The sequence below is a fragment of the Agrobacterium sp. CFBP2214 genome (assembly GCF_030209895.1).
Lineage (GTDB): Bacteria > Pseudomonadota > Alphaproteobacteria > Rhizobiales > Rhizobiaceae > Agrobacterium > Agrobacterium radiobacter.
In genome coordinates, this window is sequence record NZ_JARVRC010000001.1 from 954,945 (window position 1) to 980,974 (window position 26,030).

At 60.5% G+C, this 26,030-nt stretch carries 26 protein-coding genes; 8 read left to right on the forward strand and 18 right to left on the reverse strand.

Annotated elements, in window-relative coordinates:
• On the reverse strand, positions 1-2,007 hold the full coding sequence (locus tag QRN60_RS04750; protein ID WP_129564524.1) for a LysM peptidoglycan-binding domain-containing protein: 2,007 nt from the start codon (positions 2,005-2,007) through the stop codon (positions 1-3).
• A gap of 156 nt (positions 2,008-2,163) precedes the next feature.
• Between QRN60_RS04750 and QRN60_RS04755 the strand changes: the two genes are divergently transcribed.
• Positions 2,164-2,784 (forward strand): LOG family protein, encoded by a 621-nt coding sequence (locus tag QRN60_RS04755; protein ID WP_003502006.1) that lies wholly within the window; start codon positions 2,164-2,166, stop codon positions 2,782-2,784.
• 189 nt (positions 2,785-2,973) lie between these two features.
• Positions 2,974-4,734, forward strand: coding sequence for a peptidoglycan D,D-transpeptidase FtsI family protein (locus QRN60_RS04760; RefSeq protein WP_035212350.1), 1,761 nt, complete (start codon positions 2,974-2,976; stop codon positions 4,732-4,734).
• 51 nt (positions 4,735-4,785) lie between these two features.
• On the opposite strand, the gene rarD is transcribed toward QRN60_RS04760, so the two are convergent.
• From rarD to alr, 13 genes are all read right to left on the reverse strand, one after another.
• Positions 4,786-5,694: an EamA family transporter RarD gene (gene rarD / locus QRN60_RS04765; RefSeq protein WP_003502010.1), complete on the reverse strand. Its 909-nt coding sequence runs from the start codon at positions 5,692-5,694 to the stop codon at positions 4,786-4,788.
• A gap of 216 nt (positions 5,695-5,910) precedes the next feature.
• Entirely contained in the window at positions 5,911-6,867 is a 957-nt protein-coding gene (gene pip, locus QRN60_RS04770; RefSeq protein WP_107675333.1) for a prolyl aminopeptidase, read from the reverse strand.
• A 3-nt stretch (positions 6,868-6,870) separates the two neighbouring features.
• Positions 6,871-7,329 carry a GFA family protein gene (locus QRN60_RS04775; RefSeq protein WP_003502014.1) on the reverse strand — a complete coding sequence of 153 codons (459 nt, stop codon included), beginning with the start codon at positions 7,327-7,329 and terminating at the stop codon, positions 6,871-6,873.
• Complete coding sequence (locus QRN60_RS04780; RefSeq protein WP_107675335.1) at positions 7,329-7,802, reverse strand: GFA family protein; 474 nt, start codon at positions 7,800-7,802, stop codon at positions 7,329-7,331. The genes QRN60_RS04775 and QRN60_RS04780 overlap by 1 nt, the downstream gene beginning before the upstream one ends.
• Entirely contained in the window at positions 7,799-8,167 is a 369-nt protein-coding gene (locus QRN60_RS04785; protein ID WP_111792730.1) for an endonuclease domain-containing protein, read from the reverse strand. Before QRN60_RS04785 ends, QRN60_RS04780 begins: the two co-directional genes overlap by 4 nt.
• A gap of 262 nt (positions 8,168-8,429) precedes the next feature.
• The gene (gene cysS, locus QRN60_RS04795; protein WP_111834272.1) at positions 8,430-9,815 is read right to left on the reverse strand and encodes a cysteine--tRNA ligase; all 1,386 of its coding nucleotides are present in this window, start codon (positions 9,813-9,815) and stop codon (positions 8,430-8,432) included.
• Positions 9,816-10,032: 217 nt separating this feature from the next.
• Positions 10,033-10,773 (reverse strand): SDR family NAD(P)-dependent oxidoreductase, encoded by a 741-nt coding sequence (locus QRN60_RS04800; RefSeq protein WP_129564856.1) that lies wholly within the window; start codon positions 10,771-10,773, stop codon positions 10,033-10,035.
• 144 nt (positions 10,774-10,917) lie between these two features.
• Positions 10,918-12,426, reverse strand: a complete 1,509-nt coding sequence (gene purF, locus QRN60_RS04805) for an amidophosphoribosyltransferase (protein ID WP_112277733.1) — start codon at positions 12,424-12,426, stop codon at positions 10,918-10,920.
• A gap of 138 nt (positions 12,427-12,564) precedes the next feature.
• Entirely contained in the window at positions 12,565-13,152 is a 588-nt protein-coding gene (locus QRN60_RS04810) for a CvpA family protein (RefSeq protein ID WP_003502039.1), read from the reverse strand.
• Between the two features lie 89 nt (positions 13,153-13,241).
• On the reverse strand, positions 13,242-14,648 hold the full coding sequence (gene radA / locus QRN60_RS04815; RefSeq protein WP_003502040.1) for a DNA repair protein RadA: 1,407 nt from the start codon (positions 14,646-14,648) through the stop codon (positions 13,242-13,244).
• Positions 14,649-14,734: 86 nt separating this feature from the next.
• The gene (locus QRN60_RS04820) at positions 14,735-14,965 is read right to left on the reverse strand and encodes a type II toxin-antitoxin system RelE/ParE family toxin (protein WP_003502042.1); all 231 of its coding nucleotides are present in this window, start codon (positions 14,963-14,965) and stop codon (positions 14,735-14,737) included.
• Positions 14,962-15,216 (reverse strand): type II toxin-antitoxin system ParD family antitoxin, encoded by a 255-nt coding sequence (locus QRN60_RS04825; protein ID WP_080866049.1) that lies wholly within the window; start codon positions 15,214-15,216, stop codon positions 14,962-14,964. Before QRN60_RS04825 ends, QRN60_RS04820 begins: the two co-directional genes overlap by 4 nt.
• A 64-nt stretch (positions 15,217-15,280) precedes the next feature.
• Entirely contained in the window at positions 15,281-16,456 is a 1,176-nt protein-coding gene (gene alr / locus QRN60_RS04830) for an alanine racemase (RefSeq protein ID WP_112355760.1), read from the reverse strand.
• Between the two features lie 86 nt (positions 16,457-16,542).
• On the opposite strand from alr, the gene QRN60_RS04835 reads away from it, so the two are divergent.
• The 3 genes from QRN60_RS04835 to QRN60_RS04845 all read left to right on the forward strand — a co-directional run bounded on the left by QRN60_RS04835 (position 16,543) and on the right by QRN60_RS04845 (position 18,561).
• Positions 16,543-17,400 (forward strand): AraC family transcriptional regulator, encoded by an 858-nt coding sequence (locus QRN60_RS04835; RefSeq protein ID WP_060724023.1) that lies wholly within the window; start codon positions 16,543-16,545, stop codon positions 17,398-17,400.
• 157 nt (positions 17,401-17,557) lie between these two features.
• Complete coding sequence (locus tag QRN60_RS04840) at positions 17,558-18,262, forward strand: AzlC family ABC transporter permease (RefSeq protein WP_111792252.1); 705 nt, start codon at positions 17,558-17,560, stop codon at positions 18,260-18,262.
• Positions 18,259-18,561, forward strand: a complete 303-nt coding sequence (locus QRN60_RS04845; protein ID WP_129564854.1) for an AzlD family protein — start codon at positions 18,259-18,261, stop codon at positions 18,559-18,561. The genes QRN60_RS04840 and QRN60_RS04845 overlap by 4 nt, the downstream gene beginning before the upstream one ends.
• A gap of 99 nt (positions 18,562-18,660) precedes the next feature.
• Here QRN60_RS04845 and QRN60_RS04850 read toward each other — a convergent pair whose 3' ends face one another.
• Positions 18,661-20,157, reverse strand: a complete 1,497-nt coding sequence (locus tag QRN60_RS04850) for a replicative DNA helicase (protein WP_003502052.1) — start codon at positions 20,155-20,157, stop codon at positions 18,661-18,663.
• A 312-nt stretch (positions 20,158-20,469) separates the two neighbouring features.
• Here QRN60_RS04850 and QRN60_RS04855 point away from each other — a divergent pair, with 312 nt between their 5' ends.
• Genes QRN60_RS04855 through QRN60_RS04865 form a run of 3 tightly spaced genes read left to right on the forward strand, consistent with a single transcriptional unit; the run spans position 20,470 to position 23,757 of the window.
• Positions 20,470-20,925: a MarR family winged helix-turn-helix transcriptional regulator gene (locus QRN60_RS04855; RefSeq protein ID WP_003502054.1), complete on the forward strand. Its 456-nt coding sequence runs from the start codon at positions 20,470-20,472 to the stop codon at positions 20,923-20,925.
• On the forward strand, positions 20,922-22,670 hold the full coding sequence (locus QRN60_RS04860; protein ID WP_162690386.1) for an MFS transporter: 1,749 nt from the start codon (positions 20,922-20,924) through the stop codon (positions 22,668-22,670). Before QRN60_RS04855 ends, QRN60_RS04860 begins: the two co-directional genes overlap by 4 nt.
• A gap of 19 nt (positions 22,671-22,689) precedes the next feature.
• The gene (locus QRN60_RS04865; RefSeq protein WP_031234094.1) at positions 22,690-23,757 is read left to right on the forward strand and encodes an HlyD family secretion protein; all 1,068 of its coding nucleotides are present in this window, start codon (positions 22,690-22,692) and stop codon (positions 23,755-23,757) included.
• A gap of 262 nt (positions 23,758-24,019) precedes the next feature.
• Here QRN60_RS04865 and rplI read toward each other — a convergent pair whose 3' ends face one another.
• From rplI to rpsR, 3 genes are all read right to left on the reverse strand, one after another.
• The gene (gene rplI / locus QRN60_RS04870; protein ID WP_003502059.1) at positions 24,020-24,595 is read right to left on the reverse strand and encodes a 50S ribosomal protein L9; all 576 of its coding nucleotides are present in this window, start codon (positions 24,593-24,595) and stop codon (positions 24,020-24,022) included.
• Positions 24,596-24,609: 14 nt separating this feature from the next.
• Positions 24,610-25,584 carry a DUF2232 domain-containing protein gene (locus QRN60_RS04875; protein ID WP_107675342.1) on the reverse strand — a complete coding sequence of 325 codons (975 nt, stop codon included), beginning with the start codon at positions 25,582-25,584 and terminating at the stop codon, positions 24,610-24,612.
• Between the two features lie 185 nt (positions 25,585-25,769).
• Positions 25,770-26,018, reverse strand: a complete 249-nt coding sequence (rpsR, locus tag QRN60_RS04880) for a 30S ribosomal protein S18 (protein ID WP_003502063.1) — start codon at positions 26,016-26,018, stop codon at positions 25,770-25,772.
• Positions 26,019-26,030: the final 12 nt, after the last annotated feature.

Here is a 26,030-nt window from a genome sequence, read left to right on the forward strand (position 1 = left end):
TCAGGAACCGCTCTTCAGCCGCTTGCGGTGAAGTTCCTCCGCATTCGGCAGGGCTTCCTTTGGCACGCCGAAAATCTGGCCGGGCTCGATCAGGTCGGGGTTTTTGATCTGGTCCTCGTTGGCGAGATAGATGGTCGTATAACGCACGCCCTGTCCGTACGCGCGGCGCGAAATCTGCCACAGCGTATCGCCGCGGCGAATGATGACGCTGTTCTGGCTTTCGGCCAGCGGCGCCTGCTCGAAGGTCTGCGGGCCAGCAGGGGCCTGCGGTGCCGGTGCGGGCGGCGCGGTGATGTGCAGTTCGGAGAGCCGGCTTGCGAGCGAAGCGATGCCCTTGCCGATTGCCGCCACGTCGTTCGGCCATGCCTCGACCGATGTCAGCAGCTGGCGCGCCTTGGCGGTGATATCGCCCGCAAAGGCGGTGAAGGCAGGCTCGGTCGCGGCCGCTGTACGGAATTCCGAAAGCGATTTCAGGCCGATGACGACGGCGGAGCGGCCGGCAATGGCCTGGTCGAGCGCCGGCGTCGCCTGATCCCTGTAGAGATTGGAGAGAATGCCGAAGGCCTTGGCGACATCGGCGCGCAGCTTTTCGAAAGCGGCGCGGTCGCTTGCCGTGCTCTGGTTTTCAGCCGGTGCCGCGGTCGTGGTCGCCGAAGATGAGGTGGATGGCGCCTGCATGGCGACGGTTGCCTGATCGGTCTGCGGCCGCTCGAAGGGAACGCGCACGCGCACTTTCGCGGTGCCGTCGGCATTCAGTTCCTCGACGGTGACGATATGGCTGCCGACGGCAAGATCGACATCGCCTTCGATGACAAAATGACCGGAGGCTTCCGTCGTGGTCTTGCCGATTTCCGTGTCGTCGACAAGCGCGCGCACCGTCGAACCCGCGGGCGCGGAACCCGCGACGAAAATCTTCGATCCTTCGAACTCGACGGCAGTGACCTGAACGCTCGACGTTAGCGGAGCCGCGGCGGACGGAGCTGTAGTACCGGCGAGCGGCGCGGCGGCGGTGTTGGCGCTGGTCTCAGATGTGGCCGCAGGCTGTTGCGATGGTGCGGCCTGCGGCTGAAGCGCCGGAGGTGCTGCCTCCGGCATGGCCAGCACGCGGCTCGCCTTGCCAGGCTTGGCAACCATGGCCAGAAGCTCGCCCGCCTTGCCATCAGGCACGGAAACGGTCGCCACTTCCTCGGACTGCGTCGCCTTGCCGTTGGCGTCGGTTGAACGCAGCACGAGCTCGTGATCGCCCGGGGGAAGGGGATTGTCGAAAACGGCAGCGAAATCGCCGGTGCCGTCAATGGTCGTCTGGGCGACCACCTTGCCGTTGCTGAGGATTTCGAGCTTTGCGCCGGGCTGCGCCTTGCCGGCGATCACGGCCGAACCATCGGGCTCGACGCGCAGCACGTCGAAAGTCGGCGCGCCGGAAGAAGACTGTGCCGCATCGGCGGGTGCCGCGGCCGGCTTTGCCGGTTCGGGCGCACCATCGTCGGTGCCGGCGAAGACGCCCGCCAGACGACGCACCTGTGCTGCCGCCGCCGCAGCATTGTCAGGCAGACCGCGCAGGAACGCCGTGGTGCGTTCGGCCGCAGTGCGGGCCGTGGTGATGAGCCGCGACGTCGTTTCATCCAGCGACTCGGGAATTTCGATATTCGTCAGTTCCTTGAGCGAGGTCTCGACCTTCTTGCGTGCCGCTGCGAAGTCGGCGTCGGAGGGAACCTTGCTATCGGCGAAAAGAGTGGTCAGATCCTTGATCGACTGGGTTGCGGAAGCCGCCAGACGTCCCACCTTATCGGCGATGTTGGCCGTCTCCTCGGCCGCATCGGAGAGGATGTCGCCCGCCTTGTCACTGCCCATTTCAACGCTGTTCTTCACGGCGTTGCCGGCCTCATTGATGGCGTCGCCGATCGGTTTGCCGTCATTGGAAATCCGCGGCAGGACGAAAAAGATCATGAGCAGGGACGCAATGCCCAGCACGATCAGCGCCAGCAAACCGGCTTTATTGTTTTTCATCCTGGAATCTCCGGGTATTTCAAGCTTTTCACACGAGTTGAGATTGCTAGCGTCTTACCTTGCGCCAGACAAGCGGCGAGTGGCCAAAAGGCCATATTTGCAAGGGATTTCCCAAATTTTCTTGACGTGCCGCATCGCACATAGTTCCTTCCCTTCATGACGGACAAAAATACACCGATTCGATCCATCTGCGTTTATTGCGGCTCCCAGCCCGGACGTGATCCGGCCCATATGGAAGCAGGCCGCGCGCTTGGGAAATCCATTGCCGAAAACGGCATTCGCCTCGTTTATGGCGGCGGCACCAAGGGCATCATGGGCGCGGTTGCCAGCGGCGTTCTTTCCAATGGCGGCGAAGTAACCGGCATCATACCGGAATTTCTGGTCGATATGGAGGCAACGCGCCATTCTCTCGGACAATTGAACGAGCTTGTCATCACCAAGGACATGCATGAGCGCAAACATATGATGTTTGAGCGCTCGGATGCCTTCGTGACGCTGCCGGGCGGTGTCGGCACCCTGGAAGAGATCGTCGAGATCATGACCTGGGCGCAGCTTGGCCGTCACGCCAAGCCGATGGTTTTCGCCAATATCAACGGTTTCTGGAACCCGATGCTGGAGCTGGTGCAGCATATGCGCGACCAGGGCTTCATCCACCGCGCCCACCTTCTCAACCCGCTCGTTATCGACGAGGTGAAGGATATCGTGCCCGCTATCATCGACCGGGCGCTGGCGCAGCAGAACCCGGAAGGCGATCCCTCGGTGATTTCCCGCCTCTAGGCGTGACGATTGTTAACGGCCCCTTGGGGGTTCGTTACAATTTTAAATGTATATTAATACAGATTTAACGGCGGCATCGGTCCGCCCGCTCTTTCCATGGCCCCGCGAATGATCTTGTGCCAGCCTCAATAGGGCGTTGGTTGTCGCGGAATTCGTTTTCGCCGCCATGAGGGTGGGTGTCATCAGGAAATGATTGCTTTTGTGGTGCGGCTCAAAAGCCGGGCGCATTTCATTATCAGGAGAAGTCCCGGAGAGGGCAGTGAGGCGATCCTCGGCTCCGCCGCCCGTCGCAGGGGCGATGCGCGCATGAGGCTCGGCATCCTGATTGCCGCCTTTGTCGTCATCTATGGTGTCGTCGCCGCGCGTCTCGTCCAATATGGCCTTGCCGAACCGGTGGCGACCGCATGGATCAACACCGGCGTCAATGCCGTCGCTTCCCGGCCGGATATTGTCGATCGCAATGGCATGCTTTTGGCGACAGATCTCAATATGGTCTCGCTTTATGCGGATCCGCGCAGGATCGTCGATCCAGACGAGGTGGTGGAAAAACTCGCAACCGTCATTCCCAACATCGACTGGCGTGAAACGCACCGCAGATTGCGTTCGGATACCGGCTTCCAATGGCTGCGACGTCAGCTGACGCCCCGGCAGCAGGCGGATATTCTCAATCTCGGCATACCGGGCATTGGTTTCCGGCCGGAAAAGCGACGGTTTTATCCGGGTGGCCCCACCGCTTCGCATATTATCGGCCACGTCAATGTCGACAATCAGGGGCTTGCCGGCATGGAGCGTTACCTCGACCAGCAGGGGTTGGCCGATCTGCGCGCCGTCGGTCTTGCCAGCGGCGCGCCGCTGGAGCCGGTGCGGCTCTCCATCGATCTCAGGGTACAGAACATCGTCCGCGAAGTGGTCGTGAAGGCGAAAAGCGCGTATCAGGCCGAAGCGGCGGGTTCGGTGATCCTCGATGTGGAGACGGGCGAAGTACTGGCCATGGCCTCCGTGCCGGATTACGATCCGAACGAACCTTCCCGCACCCTTGCCGATGGCAGCATCGACAGGGAGTATGAAAAGGGCTGGTTCAACCGGATGAGCAACGCCACCTTCGAAATGGGCTCCACTTTCAAGAGTTTCACCCTCGCCATGGGGCTGGATGCGGGGGCGATCACACTCAATTCGGTGGTCGATGCGTCGCGGCCGATCCGCATGGGCGGCTTCACCATCAAGGATTTCAAGGGCCGGAACCGGCCGCTCTCCATTCCGGAGGTGTTTCAATATTCATCGAATATTGGCACAGCGGCGGTGGCCGACAAGGTCGGTGTCGAAGGCCATCAGCAGTTCCTGACGAAACTCGGGCTCCTTACCAGAATGGACACGGAAATGCCCGGTGTGGCCACCCCCACCCAGCCGAGAAACTGGAAGAAGATCAATTCCGTCACCATCTCCTTCGGCCATGGCGTCGCCACCACCCCGTTGCAGACGGCGGTGGCTGCTGCCGCGCTGATCAATGGCGGAAGCCTGATTTCGCCGACCTTCCTGCCGCGTTCGAAAGAGGCTGCGGTATCGCTGGCGAGCACCGTCATCAAAGACAAGACCAGTGCGGATATGCGTTACCTGTTCAACTGGAACGGCATCAAGGGCTCTGGCCGTGGCGCGCAGGTGGAGGGATTTCACGTGGGCGGCAAGACCGGAACCGCCGACAAGGTGATCAATGGGCGTTACGCCAAGGATATCAATTTCAACGCCTTCGTGGCCGGTTTTCCCATGCACAAGCCGAAATATGTCGTGCTGACGATGATCGATGCTCCGAGGACCGGCGTGAATGGTGGGCGCACGGCGGCCTCGACAGCAGCCCCCATGACCCGCGAAATCATCGCCCAGACGGCAGGCCTTCTCGGCGTCAAGCCGCGTTTCGGGTATGATGCGAACCCGCAGCTGCTGGTGGATTATTGACCCCACCTCTCATTCCTGTGATGAGCACAGGAATGAGGGAAGCAGCCCGGATTACCGCTTGAGCCGCAGCAGGCTTGAGCCTGTATAGATCGCCAGCGCGACCCAGATCATCGCAAAGGCCGCCATCCGCACCATGTCGAAGGGTTCCTTGAAGACGAAGATGGCGATGAGGAAGATCATCGTCGGTGCGATATATTGCATGATGCCGATGGTCGACAGCCGCAGCAGTTTTGCGCCATTGCCATAGAGGATGAGCGGCACGGCGGTGATGACGCCGCTGGCTGCCAGAAGCCAGGTGTCGGCCGCATTGCCACCCATGAAATGCGCCTGTCCGCTGAACCCCAGCCAGGCCATGACCAGCACGGCAGGGATGGACAGCAGCATGACTTCAAGCAGGAAGCCCTGCGTTGCGCCGATGGGCAGCGTCTTGCGGAAGAAGGCGTAAAAACCCCAGGACACGGTGAGCGCAATGGAAACCCACGGCAGGCTGCCCGCATGCCAGGTGAGGATCGCGACTGCGAGCGCCACCAGAACGATGGCGGCGATCTGCGCCGGATAGAGTTTTTCCTTCAGAAGCACTGCCCCGAGGAAGATGCTGAACAGCGGATTGATGAAATAACCCAAAGCCGCATCGAGCGCGCGACCCGCACCGATCGCCCAGATATAGACACCCCAGTTGATGCTGATCAGAGCGGCCGTAAGGCTCGCCATGGCAAGCATTTTCGGGTTTTTCAGCGCCGCCCTGATTTCCGTCGTCCGCCCGATCGCTATGAGTACGGCAGCGGCGATCGGCACCGACCAGACGACGCGGTGAACGATGACCTCGATCGGCGAAATATGCGCAACCGCCTTCATGTAGAAGGGAAGGAACCCCCACAGCAGATATGCGGAAAGCGCGAAAGCAAAACCGCGCGCGCTATCGCCGCCCTCTTGGGCCGGGAGCGTTTTATCGAGTGCCATGGGAGTACCGCCAATTATTAGGGATGGCCCTTCATACCGGATCGGCGTGGTGCGAGCCAATTCATTTCCGTGAAGCGTCCATGAGAAAAACTGCATGAATAAAAGGCGGTTTGCCCTTGAAACGGGCTGCTGTCATAACCTGCCGGATGATAGCCGCTGGAAAGCCCGCGTGAATCATTCTCTCATCCGGCCGGTCCAAGGCTCTGAAAGGACTGGCTATTTCCCGGCAAAACGGTCGGTTGCGCGGATCAGCTGGTCAAGGATGCCGGGCTCGCTCATCGAGTGTCCGGCCGCCTCGATGATATGGAAATCCGCCTTCGGCCAGGCCTTGGCAAGCTGCCAGGCATATTTCAGCGGGCAGGGCATGTCGTAACGGCCATGCACGATGACACCCGGAATATCCCTGAGCTTGCCGGCATTGCGCAGCAATTGCTCTTCCTCCAGCCAGCAGCCGTTGACGAAGAAGTGGTTCTCGATGCGTGCGAAAGCGATGGCATATTTGTCCTCGCCGAAATCCTCGACACGTTCCGGATCGGTGACCAGCGAGATGGTCGCGCCTTCCCACTGGCTCCATGCCCTGGCGCATTCCAGCTTCTTGGTTTCGTCCGCGCCGGTGAGATAACGATTATAGGCCTGCATCATCGCGCCGCGTTCCGCTTCAGGGATTGGTGCGATGAAGTTTTCCCAGCGATCAGGGTACATTTCGGAAACACCGAACTGGTAATACCAGTCCAGCTCCGGCTTGGTGACGGTGTAGATTCCGCGCAGAACCAGTTCGCTGACGCGGTCGGCATGGGTTTCGGCGTAAGCGAGCGCCAGCGTCGAGCCCCAGGAACCGCCGAAAACCAGCCATTTTTCAAAGCCGCACAGTGCGCGCAGTTTTTCCATGTCGGCGACCAGATGCCAGGTGGTGTTGGCTTCCAGTTCCGCATGCGGCGTGGAACGGCCGCAGCCGCGCTGATCGAACAGGATGACGTCGTAAAGTGCCGGATCAAAAACCCGGCGATGCGTCGGGTTCACCCCGCCGCCCGGGCCGCCATGCAGGAAAACCGCCGGCTTTGCACCGCGTGTGCCCACCCTTTCCCAATAGATCGTGTGGCCGTCGCCGACATCAAGCATGCCGGTCTCGAAAGGTTCGATCTCGGGGTAAAAGCCGCGCAATTCTTCGGTCATGTCTTAGTTTCCTTCGGGTGGCCATTTGGCCGTGTCGTGATCCGGATGCTGATAGGAGGTGATCTCCGCCTCGTCGACGCCCTGTTCCACTGCCGGCTTGCCGAAGAGCTGTTCGATCCACGGCATGCGCTTGTGGAAATTGACCTGCACCTGCGGTTCGATGCGCTCCGGCTCGTCAAAAGCGCCAATGGCGATCTCCACGCCGCCGGGATAATGATAGGTCAGCGGCGTGCCGCACTTGTTGCAGAAACCGCGATGGATTTTTGCCGAGGAGCGGAAGAGGGATGGCTGGCCGCGCGTCCAGGTCAGGTGCGCCTGATCGGCACTGACCAGCGCGCCGAAGAAATTGCCGAAATGTTTCTGGCACATGCGGCAATGGCAGATGGAAGCGCGGCCGAGCTTGCCCGCATGGAAACGCACGGCGCCGCACTGACAGCCGCCAGAAAATCCCGCTTCGCTCATTATTTGTTCTCCGGTGGCCAGTTTTCTGTGTCGTGGTCGGGGTGCTGATAGGAAACGAGATCGGCGAGATAGTCCACCTGCGTCAGGTCGTCCTCGGTGGCAACGGCAGGCAGCGTGTGAAGGCTGTCGACGAAATCGATCTTGCGTTCCACGCCCCACTGAATGGTCGGTGGCAGCGCGGCAGGATCATCGAAGGCCCCGGCCGCCACCGCCACACCGTCAGGCGCTTCATAGGTGAGCGGCGTACCGCATTCGGGGCAGAAACCGCGCTTGACGACACTGGAGGACTGGAAGCGTTTCGGCTCTCCCCGGGTCCATTCAAATTCCACGCCCCGCACCGAAACCAGCGGCGCGTAATAGGCACCAAAGGCCTTCTGGCACATGCGGCAATGGCATATGGAACTGTCTTTCAGCTCCCCGCTGGCGCGAAAACGGATCGCGCCGCACTGGCATCCGCCGGTATATGTCGTCATGGCCGGTCCTCCTTCACCGTTCGGATAATGTGGAGACAGACATTGTCGATGTCCTTCAGAATATCCTCGTTCCAGAAACGGAGGACTGTCCAGCCGTCTTCCTGAAGCCGCGCAGTTCTTGCCTGATCGTAGCGTAGCGCCGCCTCGGATGTGTGTTGAGAACCGTCGACCTCGACGATGAGTCGATGATCCGAACAGGCGAAATCAACGATAAAGCCGGCAATCGGCATTTGTCTGCGAAAACTTAGTCGTTCAAGGCGATGAGCGCGAATGGCGTTCCAGAGCTTCAGCTCGGCATCCGTCATGACTTTACGCATCTGCTTCGCATATTTGCGATGCATCGGATCTACGTCTGCATGCGGCATGATTTGGCTCGCTGTTTAGTGCCTCAACTTAGATTGGTTGAGGTAACTCAAAACCGCAAGCGGATTGTGGTGACCGTCGGGCCCCCCCCCCTCTGCCCTGCCGGGCATCTCCCCCACAGGTGGGGAGATCAGCTGGGAGCGAACCCCCGCTCCCTACTAAGGGTTAGAGATGGGCGAGCGACAACCGCGATTGATCTCCCCCCTTGTGGGGGAGATGCCCGGCAGGGCAGAGGGGGGTAAGGCCGCTAGCCGCAACGCTAAATTACCGCTTCAACTCCCACGTCGTCGTCCGTTCCCCGGTCTCCTTGTCCTTGCCATCCTTCAGCTGAATGCCCTTCTCGGAAAGCTCGTCACGCAAACGATCGGCCTCCGCAAAGTTCTTCGCCTTCAGCATTTCCAGACGCAGCTCAACCAGCGCATCGACGGCGGAAACGATGGCCTCGTCCATTTCCGTCTTCTTCGGCAGGACACCGAGCAGGGCAGCACTCGCCGCAAAGGCGGGCAGCCTGGATGGATCGGTATTGGCGGCATGCGCCAGCGCATGCAGGGCCTGAACGGCGGCAACCGTGTTGAGATCGTCGGCGAGCGCCTCGAGCACGGTTTCGTCCGGGGCGGCATCTGAGGCTTCCGCCGCCGGCCACTTGGCGAGCAGGCGTTCAGCCTCTTCCAGACGCTTCACCGAAAAATCGATCGGCTCGCGATAATGCGTCATCAGCATGGCAAGGCGCAGAACCTCGCCCGGCCATTGCCGACCGCCGAATTTGTCCGTGTGCAGCAATTCGTAGATCGTCACGAAGTTACCCTCGGACTTCGACATCTTGCGGCCTTCCACCTGCACGAAGCCGTTATGCATCCACACATTGGCCATGACATGCGTGCCGTTGGCGCAGCGCGATTGCGCGATTTCGTTCTCATGATGCGGGAAGATGAGGTCGAGCCCGCCGCCGTGAATATCGAAAACTTCACCGAGATAGCGACCGGCCATGGCCGAGCATTCGATGTGCCAGCCCGGACGACCGCGACCCCAGGGGCTTTCCCAGCCCGGTTCATTATCCGAGGACAGTTTCCACAGCACGAAATCGCCGGGGGTCTTCTTGTGGGCTTCCACCGCCACGCGCGCGCCCGCCTGCTGTTCGTCCAGCGGCCGCTTGGAAAGCTGGCCGTAATCCGCCATCGACCGGGTATCGAACAGCACCTCGCCGCCTGCCGTATAGGCATGGCCGCGGGCGATCAGCTTCTCGATGAGGTCGATCATCTCGCGGATATAGTCGGTGGCGCGCGGCTCGACGGTCGGCGGAAGGCAACCGAGCGTGGCCACATCCTCATGGAACTGATCGGCGGTCTTTTTCGTCACCGCATGAATGGCGTCGTTCAGCGGCAGATGCGGATAATCCCTCAACGCCCGCGCGTTGATCTTGTCATCGAGATCGGTGATGTTGCGGGCATAGGTCACATGGTCTTCGCCAAAGACGTGGCGCAGCAGCCGGTAGAGAACATCGAACACGATGACCGGGCGGGCATTGCCGATATGGGCAAAATCATAGACCGTCGGACCGCAGACATACATGCGCACATTGTCAGCGTCGATCGGCGCAAATTCCGCTTTTTCGCGTGTGAGTGTATTGTGAAATTTCAGGCGCAAGGACATGCGGCAGTTCCCTAGAGGCAGAATATTATCCTGGCCGGAACGTTTATCTTTCTTGACCTTGCGGGAGACGAAAACGATCTGGCCGGTGGCGAACCAGCAAAAAAAATCTCAGCAGCAGGTGCAGATCATCGTTCTCATATCTTGCTTTATGGCGCGGCGGTGCGGCCCGGTCAAGAGCAACCGTGGTGGCCGTATCGCCGCTCCGGGCGGAAAATATTCACTCCGGCTGGCGGTAGTCCACGAATTTTCCCTCGCGCACGAGGAAGAGTTTGCCTGTTTCGGTCAGATCGGGCGAGGCGAGCGGAAGAATGGCCGCGGCCACCTCTGATGGGTGCGGCACGGTTGTCGGATCTTCGCCGGGCATGGCCTGAGCGCGCATGGCGGTGCGGGTGGCGCCGGGATTGATGCTGTTGACGCGAAGCGCGCTCTTCTGCGTCTCGGCAGCCCAGGTGCGGGCCAGTGCTTCGACTGCCGCCTTGGAGGTGGAATAGACACCCCAGAAGGGGCGACAGCTATGGGCGGCGCCCGAAGACAGGATAAGTGCGCGGCCGGCATCCGACTTCAGAAGCAGCGGCTCGACCGAGCGGATCAGCCGCCAGGTGGCGGTAACGTTGATGTTCATGACCCTTTCGAAGACTTTCGCTTCGATATGGCCAACCGGCGAGATGACGCCGAGAACACCGGCATTGGCGACGAGAATATCAAGTTTGCCCCAGCGCTCGAAGATATTGGCGCCCAGCGCATCGATGGCTTTCATGTCGGAGAGATCGAAGGGAACGAGCGTCGCCGTACCGCCGACGGTCTTGATGGCGTCGTCCAGCTCCTCAAGGCCGCCCACCGTGCGGGCGCAGGCGATGACATGCGCGCCGGCCTTGGCAAGTTCCAGCGCCGTGAAATAGCCGATGCCGCGCGAAGCGCCGGTAACGAGAGCGATGCGGCCCTTGAGATCGATAGTCATGGTCTCCCCCGAAATGATTGCGCTTCCTTCTACGAAGCGCCGCTGGCCTTTCGCAAGCGATCATATCGTCGCATGCACTTGCCTGAACAAAAGGCAAGAAAAAAGCGGCCCCGGAAGCCGGTGGCCGCTTGTTGATCTGGAAAATCAGCCGTTGCTGGCCAGCATGGAAATCTTGCTGCCCATTGCCTCGCCGTTCTGGTCGAGAAGGCGGGTCGGATAGTCGCCGGTAAAATAATGGTCCGTGAACTGCGGACGCGCCGGGTTGCGGTTTTCGCCGCCAACGGCGCGGTAAAGACCATCGATCGACAGGAAGGCGAGCGAATCGGCGCCAATGAACTTCGCCATCGCTTCGACATCGGCATATTGGTTGGCCAGCAGCTTGTCGGCGTCAGGCGTGTCTATACCGTAGAAATCCGGATGGAAGATCATCGGGCTGGCGACACGGATATGCACTTCCTTGGCGCCCGCTTCGCGGATCATCTGCACGATCTTGACCGAGGTCGTGCCGCGCACGATCGAATCGTCCACCAGCACCACGCGCTTGCCTTCGATCATCGCCCGGTTGGCGGAATGCTTGAGCTTGACGCCGAAAGCGCGGATCTGCTGCGTCGGCTCGATGAAGGTACGGCCGACATAATGGTTGCGGATGATGCCGTATTCGAAGGGAATACCGCTTTCCTGCGCAAAACCGAGTGCTGCCGGCGTGCCGCCATCGGGAACCGGGACCACGACATCGGCTTCCAGCGGGGCTTCCTTGGCAAGGTTCATGCCCATGTTCTTGCGTGTCGTATAGACGTTGCGACCGCCGACGACGGAATCGGGACGGGCGAAATAGACATATTCGAACAGGCAGAGCCGTTCCGGCTGCGGCTTCGAGGGCTTGCGGGCATCGATGGTGATCGAACCATCCGGCTGGATTTCGCAGATGATGACTTCGCCGTTTTCAACGTCGCGCACGAATTTCGCGCCGATGATATCGAGAGCACAGGTTTCCGAGCAGAAGATCGGCTTACCATCAAGCTCGCCCATGACCAGCGGGCGGATACCGATCGGGTCGCGCGCGGCAATCAGCTTGGTGCGCGTCATGGCCAGCATCGAATAGCCGCCTTCCATCTGCCTGATAGCGTCGATGAAGCGATCGGCGGTGGAAGAGTGGCGCGAGCGGGCGATGAGGTGGAGGACGACTTCGGTATCCGACGTCGACTGACAGATGGCGCCGGTGGCGATGATCTGGCGGCGCAGCGTCAGGCCGTTGGTGAAATTGCCGTTATGGGCAATGGAAATACCGCCTTCTTCCAGCTCGGCAAACAGCGGCTGCACGTTGCGCATCGCCACTTCGCCTGTCGTGGAATAACGGGTGTGGCCAATCGCGATGGAGCCGGGCAGGCGGGCAAGGGTTGCCGGATCGGTATAATGATCGCCGACGAGGCCCATATGGCGTTCCTGATGGAAGCGCTTGCCATCGAAGGAGACGATGCCGGCTGCTTCCTGGCCGCGATGCTGAAGCGCATGCAGTCCGAGAGCGGTCAGCGCCGAGGCATCGGCATGGCCGAGAATGCCGAACACGCCGCATTCTTCATGCAGCGTGTCGCCGTCGATCTCTTCCTTGAAAGTGGCCCCATGGAATGTGGAATGCGAAAGCGGCTCAATCATCCGGCTTGCCCTTGCTCTCTAACGAGAAAAAAGAAAGACCTCTCCGGTGAGTATTTCCCCCGGTCGGTCCGTCTGTGTCGTGCTTGATATTTAGCACAAATAGCGCGCCTTGCATGCATTGCAAGGCGCGACACTGTGTCAATTATTCGTTGCCGGCGGATTTGTGGCCGGCACATCTTCCGCAGGCGCCTGCGTGGTCGTCGGTTCCTGTGGCTTTCCGAGGATGCGGGCGCGGATCTGCGGCTCGATATCGTCAGGCAGAACCGCCTCCAGCTTGCCCACCAGCCCGTCGAGGAAAGGCTTGGACTTCGCCTGCGTCACCCATTCCGGCTGCGTCTTCACATCCACCAGCCAGTTCCAGAAGGCGACCGCGACGACCAAAAGCAGAATGCCGCGCGCCGCGCCGAACAGGAAACCAAGCGTGCGATCCAGCGCGCCGATGCGGCTGTCGATGATGAAATCGGCAATGCGCGAGGTGATGAAGGAAATCACGATCAGCGAAACGAGGAAGACCACGCCAGCCGAACCGGCAATGGCGATCTTGTCGTCATCGGTATAGTTGCGCGCATAGGGCAGCAGGACCGGATAAAGATAATAGGCGGCGGCGACCGAACCGGCCCAGCTCGCGATCGACAGAATCTCGCGGGAAAAACCGCGTACCATCGCAAGAATGGCGGAGAAAAGAACAACGGCGATGACGATGCCGTCGAAAATTGTAATGGGCATATACCAACTCCGGAGGTGCGACGCCTTGTCAGACGCTGCCTTGCCAATTTTGCGATCCTCTTACACCACTGTTTCCCTTGGCGAAAGGATCAATATTCGTCGTCCTCAACCTGTTTGAACCGGTTGCCGGAGCCGGCGATGCGGGCCACGAGGTCCGGAAGGCTTTCGATTTCCGTCCAGCGCCCCTTGCCGCCTTTCGGCAATTCAGCCGAAGCAGAAGGCAGAAGTGCGGCGGAAAAGCCGAGTTTTTCAGCTTCTTTCAATCGCTGGCCCGTATGCGAGACCGGCCGCACCGCGCCCGACAGGCTGATTTCGCCGAAATAGACGCAATCGGCGGGCAGGGCAAGACCGGCAAGCGAGGAAACCAGCGCAGAGGCAATCGCCATATCCGCGGCGGGCTCGGAAATGCGGTAACCGCCGGCGACATTCAGATAGACGTCGTGCTGGCCGAGCTTCACGCCGCAATGGGCCTCCAGCACGGCAAGGATCATGGCGAGCCGCGAACTGTCCCAGCCGACCACGGCGCGGCGCGGCGTGCCGAGCGAGGTGGCGGCGACGAGCGCCTGTACTTCGACCAGGATAGGGCGTGTGCCTTCCATGCCGGCGAAGACGGCTGCGCCCGGCGATTTTTCGTTGCGCTCGCCGAGGAACAGTTCGGAAGGGTTGGAAACCTCGCGCAATCCCTTGTCCGACATTTCGAACACGCCGATCTCATCCGTCGGCCCGAAGCGGTTCTTGACGGTGCGCAGAATGCGGTAATGGTGGCCGCGGTCGCCTTCGAAATAAAGCACGGCATCAACCATATGTTCGACCACGCGCGGGCCGGCAATCTGGCCTTCCTTGGTGACATGGCCGACAAGCACCATGGTCGCGCCCGTCTGCTTGGCAAACCGGATCATCGCCTGCACGCCGGTGCGCACCTGCGTCACCGTGCCGGGGGCGGAATCAGCCGTGTCGCTCCAGAGCGTCTGGATGGAATCGATGATGATGAGATCGGGACGTTTGCCCTCGGAAACCGTCGCCAGAATATCCTCGACATTGGTTTCGGCGGCCAGCAGCACATCGGTCTCGGCCGCACCCAGACGCTGGGCGCGCAGGCGCACCTGCGCCACAGCTTCTTCGCCCGAGACATAGACGATGCGATGCCCGCGCCGCGAAAGGGCGGCCGCCGCCTGCATGAGCAGCGTCGATTTGCCGATGCCGGGATCACCGCCTATCAACACCGCAGAACCGCGCACGAAACCGCCACCGGTCGCACGGTCGAGTTCGCTGATGCCGGTCGGGATACGCGGTGCCTCCTCGATTTCACCGGAAAGCGAGGTGAGCGTGACGGGGCGGCCCTTCTTCGGCGTCTTGCCTGGCCCGGAACCGATGCCGCCCATCGGATCTTCCTCGACGATGGTATTCCACTCGCCGCAGCCTTCGCATTTTCCCGCCCAGCGGGTGTGAACCGTGCCGCAGTTCTGGCACACGAATTGGGTCTTGGCTTTGGCCATGTGATGTCAATTTTCTTCTTCTACGTCTTCAGCGCCAATGTGTTGATGGCCATGGACGATGCGTAATGTGCGCAGCTCGTTTTCTTTTACACGAAAATAGATGCAGCGATTTTTATGATTGACGGCGCGAAGGCCGCTACTGATCCAGTCACGGGAACCCCTGTGAGACCTAGCCGCGCCGTGTCCCGGATTTTCCGTTCGATGGCCGATACGAGCTGTTCGCCGGCGGCCGGATTTCTATCCTCCAGATATTTATAGATGTAGATAAGATCACGAATGGCGCGCGATGACAGCGAATAGGCGCGGGCCTTTGTCACTTTTCGTTTCTGGCGCGTTCGATGATGCAGGCGGTCAGATCATCATCCGTCGAAAAGGTCACGTAATCACCCCGTTCGAACTCTGCGTCAGCTTCGTGAATCATCTTCCGGAGCTCCGCGAGTCTTCCCTCGCCACTGCTCAGCAATTGCGGGCTCGCATGAATGACAGCATCCGCATCGCTATAGATGCCCGCCGCCACCTGCTCTTCGATGAACTTCTCGTCCTGCTCGCTCAAATGGATTTCGGGCATTTCGATCTCCTTTTGTTCTCTTGTAGCACAGGTCACTTCCGCTTTCCAAGAGCCAAGGTGCGGCCTAGTCGTCGGCCATCAGATATTGCCGCTCATAACGCAGGCCAAGCCCCGTCAGCATTTCGTAACCGATGGTGCCGGCCGCCCGTGCGGTCTCATCAACAGGCACATTGGGGCCGAAAAGCTCGATATAGTCGCCGGCACGGATGGCATTGGCCGGGGCATCCGTCACGTCGAAAATGGTGAGGTCCATGGTCACACGGCCAGCCACCGGCACCTTGTGGCCATTGACGATGCCGTATGCGCCGCCATGGCCCATTTCGCGCAGCGGAATGCCGGAGCCGGAAAGCGAACGCTGGTATCCATCCGCATAACCGACAGATGCGATGGCAAGGCGGCTTGCCCGTTTCAGCAGGAAGGTGCCGCCATAACTCACGGTCTGGCCTTCGCCCGCTTCACGGATCTGGATGATCCGCGCTTCGGCCGTGGCGACGGGACGCATCGGGTTTGCCATGTCATTGACCGCTTCGCCGCCATAAAGGGCGATGCCGGGGCGGGTGAGGTCGAAATGATAGTCGGGGCCGAGAAATATCCCGGCGGAAGCCGAGAGACTTGATTCGATGCCTTCGAAAGCAGCGCTAACCTTCCGGAATGATTCGAGCTGGACCCTGTTCATCGGCGAGGAGGGCGTGTCGGCGCAGGCGAGGTGCGACAGCACCAGAACCGGGTCGAAACTCGCCGGCCGCGTCACGTCGTCGGCCAGAAACAAGGCGTCGTCGAGCGGCAGCCCCAGACGGTTGAAGCCGGTATCCACATGCAGCGCGCAGGGGTGGTCACCACGCTCGGCAACCGTCGCCATCCAGAAGGAAAGCTGCTCCTCGGAGGCCAGAACCGGTACCAGGTCATTGTCGAAAACCTGGCGTTCCTGGCCTTGCCATATGCCTGATAGCACGAAGATACGCGCTTCCGGGGCATAGGAACGCAGGGTCGCACCCTCGGCCACAGTCGCCACGAAGAAATCGCGCGCGCCGGCATGGTAAAGCGTCGCGCCGCAATCCTCGATGCCGAGACCATAGGCATCGGCCTTGACGACAGCCGCCGTCCGCGCCTTGCCGGAACGCTTTTTCATGTCCCGCCAATTATCGGCGAGAGCGCCGAGATCGACGGTCAGCCTCAGCGGCGCGTGCTCGAAAGCATCGGTTTCGTTTTCGGGGAAGCTATCTTCGAAGTCGTCTGTCATGCCATGCGTCCGGTTGATCTTGAACCGGTTGGGACCCTAGCACTTTTGTTCAAGACGGTAAGGACGGAATGCTCTAAACTTCGCTCATGCACAATGTTTCGCAGGAACAGGCCCTTGATTTCATGCCCGTTGCCACGACGGAAACCACGCGTTTCTGGCGTGACCGGCGTTTTGGCGGCATGGAGTGCCTGAGCGCGACTTTTCTCACCCACGAATATTCGCCGCACGCGCATGACACGTTTTCCATAGGCGCGATCGAAAGCGGCTCGCAGATTTCCACCATCCAGGGCACCACCGAACAGACGGGGCCGGGGCATCTTTATCTCATCAATCCGGATGAGATTCACGATGGTGCACCGGGCGGCGGTGGTTATCGTTACCGGATGATCTATCCCGATACGGAACTGCTGCGCGACATCATCGAGGATGTCACGGGCAGGGTTTTCCACGGCACACCATCCTTCCCCAGATTTCTGCCGCGCGATCCGCAGATGGCGGCCGCCTTTCAGATGGCGCACCGGCGGCTGGAGGGGAAATCCGGTGCTCTTGAGGCGGATGAGGGCATGTTCTCGGTTCTGGCGGCTTTGTTCGGCAAGCACGGCAGCGCCATCATTCTGCCGGTCGAAACCCGAGAGAAAACGGCGGTTTACACCGCCCGCGATTATCTCTCTGACAATTACGAGACCGATATCGGCCTTGAGGAACTTGCCTCCATCGCCGGTCTCAGCCGCGCCCACCTCATCCGCGCTTTCAGGAAAGAGTTTCACATCACCCCGCATGCCTATCTGACGGATGTGCGCATCCGCAGGGCGCGCCGCCTTTTGCGCGCCGGTGAGATGCCGGCCGAGGTTGCGGCTTTGTGCGGTTTTGCCGATCAGGCGCATTTCACTCGGCATTTCAAGGCCCGCACCGGCGTCACGCCGGGGCAGTTCCGGGTCGCCTGAGTTTAAAGCATTTCCAGGAAAGTGGCCCCCGGTTTTCCGTTCGGAAATGCGACAAAACAAAAAGCGGAGTTTCAGCAGAAAACCGCATAACATCACTTTCGTTCAAGACCGCAGGATGTCGCAAGCGTAATCCCTCTCTTTCGAAAGGGAGAATGCGATGTCCATATCGGGAAGAAGCGGCGAGTTTGGCGCGGGATTGAGGGCGGCTGCCCCATTGCTGGTCGCCATGGTGCCGATCGGCGTGGTGTTCGGTGCGGTTGCCATCGGCAAGGGCCTGTCGCCGCTCGAAGCCTCGCTGATGTCGCTGCTGGTCTTTGCCGGCGGCTCGCAATTCGTTGCGATGGATTTATGGACCCATCCGGCAAGCTGGAGCGCACTTGGTTTTGCGGCGCTGCTGGTCAATCTGCGCCATGTGCTGATGAGCGCTTCCATCGCCGGTAAGCTGGATGATTTCAGGGGCTGGCGGAAATATGCGGCCATGCTGGTGCTGACGGATGAATCCTGGGCGCTGTCGGAGTTCCGCGTCATTGCCGGTCGATTGACGGCAGCCTTCTTCACCGGGGCCGCCCTGTCGATCTATCTCGTCTGGAACCTTGCCACGCTCGCCGGTGCGCTGCTGGGTTCGGTTGTGGGAGACATGTCGGTCATCGGTCTGGATTTCGCCTTTCCGGCCGTTTTCATCGTGCTGCTCATGGGCTTCTGGAGGGGCAGGGAAACCGGCTTCGTGCTTGTGGCAAGTGCCTCCGCGGCCTATCTCACCCATGCGCTTGTTCCCGGCGCCTGGTATATCGCCGCAGGCGCCCTGGCTGGACTTGCCGTTGCCGCCTTCGGCCACGAGGAACCGGCGGAGCAGCCGGCATGACGCTCGATCCGAATACGCTGCTGACAATCCTTGCCATGATGGCGGCAACCGTCGCCACGCGTCTTGGCGGCCTGCTGCTGGTCAGTCATTTTACCCTGACACCGCGTCTGAAAAAGGCGCTCGGCGTGGTCCCTCCCGCCGTCCTGATGGCCGTGGTCACCCCGACGGCGCTTGCGAGCGGGCCGGCGGAAGCCATCGCCTGCGCAATAACCGCCGTCGCGGCGCTGCGCCTCAGCCTCCTGCCGGCCGCCGCGCTTGGTGTTGCGGCCGTGGCGCTGCTGCGCGGAATCGGATTGTGAGAAAATTCCACCAAGGCTCTGAAAAGACTCGGGCCTTGTTTCCGGAACGTGGGACATAGCCGAGACGGTAAACATACCCTCTCGGCTATTATGTCCGGATCAATGCTCTTCGTACTGGCTGAAGCTCGGATCGGCGAGGTCCGTAAATCGCGTGAACTCGGACTGGAAGGCGAGCTTCACCGTGCCGGTCGGTCCGTGACGCTGCTTGGCGATGATGACGTCGGCCGTGCCTTTCACCTTGTCGAACAGGGCTTCCCACTCAGTATATTTGGGATCGGAAATATCGCGCGGCTCCATGTTCTTGACGTAATATTCCTCGCGGAACACGAACAGCACCACGTCGGCGTCCTGCTCGATGGAGCCGGATTCACGAAGGTCGGAAAGCTGCGGGCGCTTGTCTTCGCGGCTTTCCACCGCACGGGAGAGCTGTGACAGCGCGATGATCGGAACGTTGAGTTCCTTGCCCAGCGCCTTGAGGCCTGTGGTGATCTGGGTGATTTCCTGCACGCGGTTTTCGCCGCTCTTGCCGGAGCCGGTCATCAGCTGAACGTAGTCCACCACCAGAACATCAAGGCCGCGCTGGCGCTTCAGGCGGCGGGCGCGGGCGGAAAGCTGGGCAATCGAGATACCACCGGTCTGGTCGATATAAAGCGGCACTTTCTGCATCATCTGGGAGCAGGCGACGAGCTTTTCGAAGTCGGCCTCGGTAATGTCACCGCGACGGATTTTCGAGGAGGACACTTCGGTCTGCTCGGAAATGATACGCGTCGCCAGCTGTTCGGACGACATTTCGAGCGAGTAGAAGCCGACGACGCCACCGTTCTTGGCCTTGTACGACCCGTCCGGCTGCACTTCCTGCTCGTAAGATGCGGCAATGTTGTAGGCGATGTTTGTCGCAAGCGAGGTCTTGCCCATACCCGGACGACCGGCAAGCACGATAAGGTCGGAACGCTGCAGGCCGCCCATGCGGGCATCGAGCGAGTGAATGCCGGTGGAGATGCCCGAGAGGTTACCGTCGCGCTCGAAGGCCGCGCCCGCCATGTCGATCGCCAGTGCCACGGCATCGTTGAACGACTGGAAGCCGCCGTCGTAACGGCCGGTTTCCGCCAGTTCGAACAGACGGCGTTCGGTGTCTTCGATCTGCGCCTGCGGCGGCATGTCGAGCGGCGCGTCATAGGCGATGTTGACGACATCCTCGCCGATCTGGATAAGCGCGCGGCGCAGCGCCAGATCATAGATCGCCCGGCCGTAATCTTCCGCGTTGATGATCGATACGGCTTCCGCTGCCAGACGTGCGAGGTACTGCGCCACCGTCAGATCGCCGATCTTGTCGTCGGCGGGTAGGAAGGTCTTGATCGTCACCGGATTGGCGGTCTTGCCCATACGGATGATATCGCCCGCCACCTCGAAGATCTTTCGGTGCAGCGGCTCGTAAAGATGCACGGGCTTCAGGAAGTCCGACACGCGGTAATAGGCGTCGTTATTGACGAGGATGGCGCCGAGCAGCGCCTGTTCAGCCTCGATGTTGTTCGGCGCCTCGCGGTAATGCGGTTCCGCCGGCTGCGCGGGGGTGATCTTTCTCACAGCGTCGTTCATGGTTTGCGCGATCTCCCTTTGCCTTTGTCCTTAAACCTCGGGTTTGGCTTTCTGGGGCATGGCAGTCAATGATATTGTTGCAACACTCTATGGCAGGCTGACGTCCGCTCTACGAAGCTTGATCACATCTTCAGTTGTCCCCAGCAATCCACAGGCGGGTGGGGGACAAGGCGCCGGGTTCTTCCGGCAAGGTGATTCGCTGCCATGAGTTTATCGCATGGCAGACCCGTCGTGAAAGAAACTTGAAAATCGTCAGTCTTACGAATAAATAGGCAGAAAATAAGTAGTGTGCTAATTATAAGGCTTGCTGACATGTCCCGCGAGACCGACAAGGAACAGCTTCTCGATGAAGTCTCCGCTTTCACCCGGAAACTGCGCGCGTTTTTCGACGCGCGGGTGGGGGAGAGCGGGCTGACGCTTGCGCGGGCGCGAGCGCTTTTTGCGCTCTCGCGGCGTGGACCGCTGACGCAGACCGAGCTTGCCGAGGAAATGGAAATCGAGACGCCGACGCTGGTGCGGGTGCTTGATGGCATGGAGAAGCAGAACCTCATCGAGCGCCGCTCCGATGAAACCGACCGCCGCGCCAAACGCATCCACATGACGGTGGAGGGCGAAAAAACCTCCGAGACGGTGCAGGCAATGGCAAAGTCGCTGCGCTCCGAGATTGCCGCCGACATTTCCTCGCAGGAACTGGCGACGGCGCTTGATGTCATGCGCCGGCTTTCGGCCAATCTGCAAAATCTCGCGGCCGGGAGGGTGCAATCATGAGCAACCTCGTACCGCAAACCGCTGACAAGGCCGCTTCCCAGGATGCCGAAGGAACTGCCAAACCAGCCGACCTTCCGGAAGCGGCAGTGACGCCGATGAGCGCTTCGGGCGCGGGCGAAACCGTGCCGGAACCTGCCGCTGCCGCCGCACCGCAGCCGGTTGAGCGGCCGCTCTGGCTGCGGCTGTGCTTCATTTTTGCGGGCCTGTCGTTCTTCATCACACAAGGCCTGGGCATGAACCTCGTCATGGCCAATATCTACCAGCTGCAGGGCGAGTTTTCCGCCACGGTGGCTGAGGTCGCGTGGCTTTCCGCGGCCTATATGGCGCCTTACGCCACGTTTTCCATCGCGCTGTTCAAGGTCCGGGCGCAATATGGCCTGCGGCCCTTCGCCGAAGTCTCGATTATCGTGTTTGTCGTGGCTTCCTGTCTCAACCTGTTCGTGACCGACCTGCATTCGGCAATCGTCATCCGTTTTGTTAGTGGCATGGCCGCCGCGCCGATCTCGTCGCTCGGCTTTCTCTATATTCTGGAAGCCTTTCCACCTGCGCGGAAATTCTCGCTTGGTTTCAGCATAGCGCTGACGGGCACGTTGCTGTCGGCGCCGCTCGCCCGCATCGTCTCGCCATCCCTGTTGGAAATCGACGGATGGAACGCGCTCTATTCCATGGAAGTGGGATTCGCGCTGATCGCTTTCGCCATGATCTATGTGCTGAAGGTTACCCCGCCGCCGCGCGCGAAAGTCATCGAGCGCATGGATATTCTGAGCTATCTCTTGTTTGCAGGCGGTCTCGGCTGTCTGGCGGTCATGCTCACCCTCGGCCGGTTCTACTGGTGGTTCGAAACATGGTGGCTGGGCGCCCTTCTGGCGACGTCGATCGCACTTCTGACGCTGATGGCCTTCATCGAATTGCCACGCAAGAATCCGCTGCTCGACCTGCGCTGGATTTTCTCGAAAACCAACCTGCACATTATTGCGGTCCTGCTTGTCTACCGTGCGGTTTCCTCTGAGCAATCCTCAACGGCGGTCAGCTTTTACCAGCAGCTCGGCCTGCTGAACGACCAGACGACGACACTTTATGCGCTTGTGCTTTTGGCGACCGTTCTCGGCGGTGCGGCCTGTGCCTGGCTGATGCTGACGAAATACGTCGATACCGCCCATGTGATTGCGCTGGCGCTGATCGCCGCCGGTTCATTCATGGATAGCCAGTCCAACAATCTGACGCGGCCGGGTGAGATGTATCTCAGCCAGATGATGATCGCCTTTGGCGCGGCCATGTTCCTGCCACCCGTCATGGCCAAGGGTTTCGCCGCCGCGCTGGCCCGGGGTGCACCCTATCTGGTGAACTTCATCACCATCTTCCTGTTCACGCAGATCACGGGTTCGATGCTGATGACGGGCCTGCTTGGCAGTTTCGTAACGCTGCGGGAGAAGTTCCACTCCAATATTCTGGTGGAAAATATCCTGCTTACCAATCCCATGGTCGCCCAGCGTGTCTCACAGCTTTCCGGCGCTTACAGCCATGTCATCACCGATCCGGCATTGCTGAAGGCAGAGGGGCTATCACTGCTTGGCCAGCAGGTCAGCAGGGAAGCCTATGTGCTTGCTTATAATGACACGTTCCTGCTGATTTCAGTCGTTTCCGCGCTGGCGTTGGCCGCGCTTTTGATCCACCTTGCATGGCTGCGCATCCGTCCTTTCCTTTTCCGGGAAGACATCGATGCCGCACCGGCACCACAGTCTTGAACATTCCAAGAGTGACAAAATGCTGAAGAAGTTTTTTACCCCCGTTTCCATTCTCGTGCTGCTCGGCGGTCTCGCCGGCGTGGCGCTGGTGCTTTACGCTTGGCGGCTGCCGCCGTTCCTTTCCACCGTCGAAATGACCGACAACGCCTTCGTACGGGGTTATGTCACGACGATGAGCCCGCAGGTGAGCGGTTATGTCGTGGACGTGCCGGTGAAGGATTATCAGGAAGTCAGCCAGGGCGCGCTGCTCGCGAAGATCGATGACCGTATCTACCGCCAGAAGCAGGCGCAGGCGGAAGCAACGCTCGATACCCACAAGGCCGCACTCGACAATTCCCGACAGCAGGAAAATGCCGCCAACGCCAACATCCGCTCGAGTGAAGCGGCGGTCGACAGTGCCGAGGCGTCGCTGAAACAGGCGCAGCTCGCCTCCGACCGGCAGGATAATCTCATCAAGAGCGGCGCCGGCACCTCCAGCCTGCAAGAAGAAGCCCATGCCGGGCTTGAAAAGGCGAGGGCGTCGCTCTCCCAGGCCAAGGCGGCGCTTGAGGTCTCGCGGCAGGATCTGCAGACCATCATCGTCAACCGCAGCTCGCTGCAGGCGGCCGTCGCCAATGCCGAAGCCGCCGTCGAGCTCGCCCGGATCGATCTCGCCAATACCGAAATCCACGCTCCCGTGGATGGCAGGCTCGGCGAGGTCGGCGTGCGCACTGGTCAATATGTCACCGCCGGAACACAATTGATGGCCGTCGTGCCACACGATGTCTGGGTCATCGCCAATTTCAAGGAAACCCAGCTCGCCGGCATGCAGGTGGGCCAGCCGGTGACGATCTCCGTGGATGCGTTGCATCGACGCAAGCTGACCGGCCATGTGGAACGGTTTTCGCCCGCGACGGGTTCGGAATTCGCCGTCATCAAGCCTGACAATGCGACGGGTAATTTCGTGAAGATCGCCCAGCGCCTCGGCGTACGGATCGCGATCGATGCGGATCAGCCGCTTGCGGCGGAGCTTTCGCCAGGCATGTCGGTGGTGGTGCATGTGGATAAGAGCAAGGCGCCTGAGGGGGCGGAGACGGCGGCGAAGTAGTTTGGCGTGGAGGCTGCGGATAGCGGGCCCCCCTCTGTCCTGCCGGACATCTCCCGCTCAAGGGGGGAGATCAGCAAGAAGCTCCGCCGTTGCTTCATTCTCAAACGTTGAGATGGCCGTGACCTCGCCGCGGGTCGATCTCCCCCCTTGAGGGGGAGATGCCCGGCAGGGCAGGGGGGGGGTATCTCTCCACACATTCCATGCAAACAAAAAACCCCGGATGTCGCCATCCGGGGTTTTCCTTTGACCTTTAAGCCAAATCTTATTCGTCGTCGCCGTCGCGATCAGCTTCCGGATCGAAGAAGTCTTCCGGACGCAGTGCGTCTTCGTCAACGCCGTAGATGGCGTCAGCGGAGGTGAGGCTTTCGCCCTTGGCCTGACGCTCTGCTTCTTCAGCCGAACGGGCAACGTTCAGCTCAACCTGCAGCTCGACTTCGGCATGCAGGTGCAGGGTGACGTTGTGCAGGCCGATGGTCTTGATCGGCGTGTTCAGTTCAACCTGGTTGCGGCCGATGTTGAAGCCTTCGGCAGCCAGGATTTCAACGACGTCACGAGCAGCGACAGAGCCGTAGAGCTGGCCGGTTTCGCCAGCCGAACGGACGACGATGAAGGACTTGCCTTCGAGTGCTTCGGCAACCTTCTGGGCTTCCGACTTGCGCTCGAGGTTACGGGCTTCGAGCGTTGCGCGCTCGGTTTCGAAACGTGCCTTGTTGGTGGCGTTGGCGCGCAGCGCCTTGCCCTGCGGCAGCAGGAAGTTACGGGCGTAGCCGTCGCGAACCTTTACGGTTTCGCCCATCTGGCCGAGCTTGTTGATGCGTTCGAGAAGAATGACGTCCATCTTCTTGATCCTTTCTATGGTTTGGTTTCGTTCGAATTGTCGGTTTTCCGCGCCGGTGTAAGAGAGATCGTGCTGCGCACGTCGCTCAGGCCGAACACGAGAATGATGAACAGCGGAAAGACAAAGACCGCCGAGAGATATGCGAGAATGAGAACCGGCAGCCGCCAGTCCTTGCCGCGGGCGCGCTTGTGCAACGAGGCGTAACCCGCCATCAGGAAGCCCGCGCCGAAGGTGCCGCAGATGACTGCGCCGACCATGGCCGCGACGCCGCCCAGGAAGATGGCGACGATGCCGGCGAGGAAGATGAAGATGGCGTTGCGGTGCATGCGCAGCGCAGAGGCGATGTCCTCGCGCGGGCGCAGACCCTTGCCGAAGGTGCCGACCACTCGCGTCGCGAAATAATAGGCGGCAAACAGCAGGATGACCCAGAGACCGCCCTGAACGATCGGCAGCAGAAGTACAAACAGGGACTTCGTCCGCGCCAGTGCCTCGACATTGGGTTCGAACAACGGTTCGCTGTTCTGAACCGAGGTCATAATCATGTCGATCATACGCGTGACGAGATCGGGACCATAGCCGATCATCCAGCCGAGAATGACGACGGCGACGGAAACCAGAATGCACAGATGCAGGACGATGCCGGAAAGCGGATACCAGGCAAGCAGATCATCCGGGCCGCCGAGTTCGGAGGCCGGGCGCGCCAGATTGGCGAGGTGCGAAAGCCAGCCCGCCGGGATCAGCGTGAAGATCGCAATGGTCAGCGCAAAAAGCGGCGACATGACTAGCGCGCCGATGAGGGCGGTGGTGATGATCGCGATAATGGCGGCGCGGTTGCCCCAGCCCATGCCGGCGATGAAGATCGGCATGGCGGAACCGGCATAAAGCAGGAAGGACAGGGACGACTGTGCCGTTGCGCCAAGCGTCAGAAACGCGGCGCATATGCCGGCGAGAACGCCGGAGATCAGCACTGTCTGGTTCAACTTCTGCACTTCGCTGTCCTGCTGAAACTTAAGCAGTTAGAGGATCGCTCCTGAGAGCCTCATCCCCAACATGGGTTTTTCAGAGTATCGATCCGCGCCCAACGCGGAAGGATTATAACTTTCGACCCGCTGATCAAGAGTCAGCTGCTCGAGAAAAGCGAGGCCGCGATAAACCGCAGCCTCGCTTTAATTCATTACGCTACAACGTAGGGCAGCAGGCCGAGGAAGCGGGCGCGCTTGATCGCCTGGGCGAGTTCGCGCTGCTTCTTCTGGGAAACGGCCGTGATGCGGGAAGGAACGATCTTGCCGCGCTCGGAAATGTAGCGCTGCAGGAGACGTACGTCCTTGTAGTCGATCTTCGGAGCGTTGGCGCCGGAGAAGGGGCACGTCTTGCGACGGCGGTGGAACGGGCGGCGTGCCTGGGAAGAGGATGCGTCAGCCATAGGTCAATTCTC

Bases quoted from the DNA above. Each gene is read 5' to 3' on its own strand.
- rpsR (WP_003502063.1), bottom strand. From the start codon at position 26,018: ATGGCTGACGCATCCTCTTCCCAGGCACGCCGCCCGTTCCACCGCCGT.
- QRN60_RS04750 (WP_129564524.1), bottom strand. From the start codon at position 2,007: ATGAAAAACAATAAAGCCGGTTTGCTGGCGCTGATCGTGCTGGGCATT.
- QRN60_RS04800 (WP_129564856.1), bottom strand. From the start codon at position 10,773: ATGACTATCGATCTCAAGGGCCGCATCGCTCTCGTTACCGGCGCTTCG.
- QRN60_RS04835 (WP_060724023.1), top strand. From the start codon at position 16,543: ATGCACAATGTTTCGCAGGAACAGGCCCTTGATTTCATGCCCGTTGCC.
- QRN60_RS04850 (WP_003502052.1), bottom strand. From the start codon at position 20,157: ATGAACGACGCTGTGAGAAAGATCACCCCCGCGCAGCCGGCGGAACCG.
- QRN60_RS04810 (WP_003502039.1), bottom strand. From the start codon at position 13,152: ATGCCCATTACAATTTTCGACGGCATCGTCATCGCCGTTGTTCTTTTC.
- QRN60_RS04825 (WP_080866049.1), bottom strand. From the start codon at position 15,216: ATGCCCGAAATCCATTTGAGCGAGCAGGACGAGAAGTTCATCGAAGAG.
- cysS (WP_111834272.1), bottom strand. From the start codon at position 9,815: ATGTCCTTGCGCCTGAAATTTCACAATACACTCACACGCGAAAAAGCG.
- radA (WP_003502040.1), bottom strand. From the start codon at position 14,648: ATGGCCAAAGCCAAGACCCAATTCGTGTGCCAGAACTGCGGCACGGTT.
- QRN60_RS04840 (WP_111792252.1), top strand. From the start codon at position 17,558: ATGTCCATATCGGGAAGAAGCGGCGAGTTTGGCGCGGGATTGAGGGCG.
- alr (WP_112355760.1), bottom strand. From the start codon at position 16,456: ATGACAGACGACTTCGAAGATAGCTTCCCCGAAAACGAAACCGATGCT.
- rplI (WP_003502059.1), bottom strand. From the start codon at position 24,595: ATGGACGTCATTCTTCTCGAACGCATCAACAAGCTCGGCCAGATGGGC.
- QRN60_RS04860 (WP_162690386.1), top strand. From the start codon at position 20,922: ATGAGCAACCTCGTACCGCAAACCGCTGACAAGGCCGCTTCCCAGGAT.
- QRN60_RS04865 (WP_031234094.1), top strand. From the start codon at position 22,690: ATGCTGAAGAAGTTTTTTACCCCCGTTTCCATTCTCGTGCTGCTCGGC.
- purF (WP_112277733.1), bottom strand. From the start codon at position 12,426: ATGATTGAGCCGCTTTCGCATTCCACATTCCATGGGGCCACTTTCAAG.
- QRN60_RS04760 (WP_035212350.1), top strand. From the start codon at position 2,974: ATGATTGCTTTTGTGGTGCGGCTCAAAAGCCGGGCGCATTTCATTATC.
- rarD (WP_003502010.1), bottom strand. From the start codon at position 5,694: ATGGCACTCGATAAAACGCTCCCGGCCCAAGAGGGCGGCGATAGCGCG.
- QRN60_RS04855 (WP_003502054.1), top strand. From the start codon at position 20,470: ATGTCCCGCGAGACCGACAAGGAACAGCTTCTCGATGAAGTCTCCGCT.
- QRN60_RS04780 (WP_107675335.1), bottom strand. From the start codon at position 7,802: ATGACGACATATACCGGCGGATGCCAGTGCGGCGCGATCCGTTTTCGC.
- QRN60_RS04775 (WP_003502014.1), bottom strand. From the start codon at position 7,329: ATGAGCGAAGCGGGATTTTCTGGCGGCTGTCAGTGCGGCGCCGTGCGT.
- pip (WP_107675333.1), bottom strand. From the start codon at position 6,867: ATGACCGAAGAATTGCGCGGCTTTTACCCCGAGATCGAACCTTTCGAG.
- QRN60_RS04785 (WP_111792730.1), bottom strand. From the start codon at position 8,167: ATGCCGCATGCAGACGTAGATCCGATGCATCGCAAATATGCGAAGCAG.
- QRN60_RS04755 (WP_003502006.1), top strand. From the start codon at position 2,164: ATGACGGACAAAAATACACCGATTCGATCCATCTGCGTTTATTGCGGC.
- QRN60_RS04845 (WP_129564854.1), top strand. From the start codon at position 18,259: ATGACGCTCGATCCGAATACGCTGCTGACAATCCTTGCCATGATGGCG.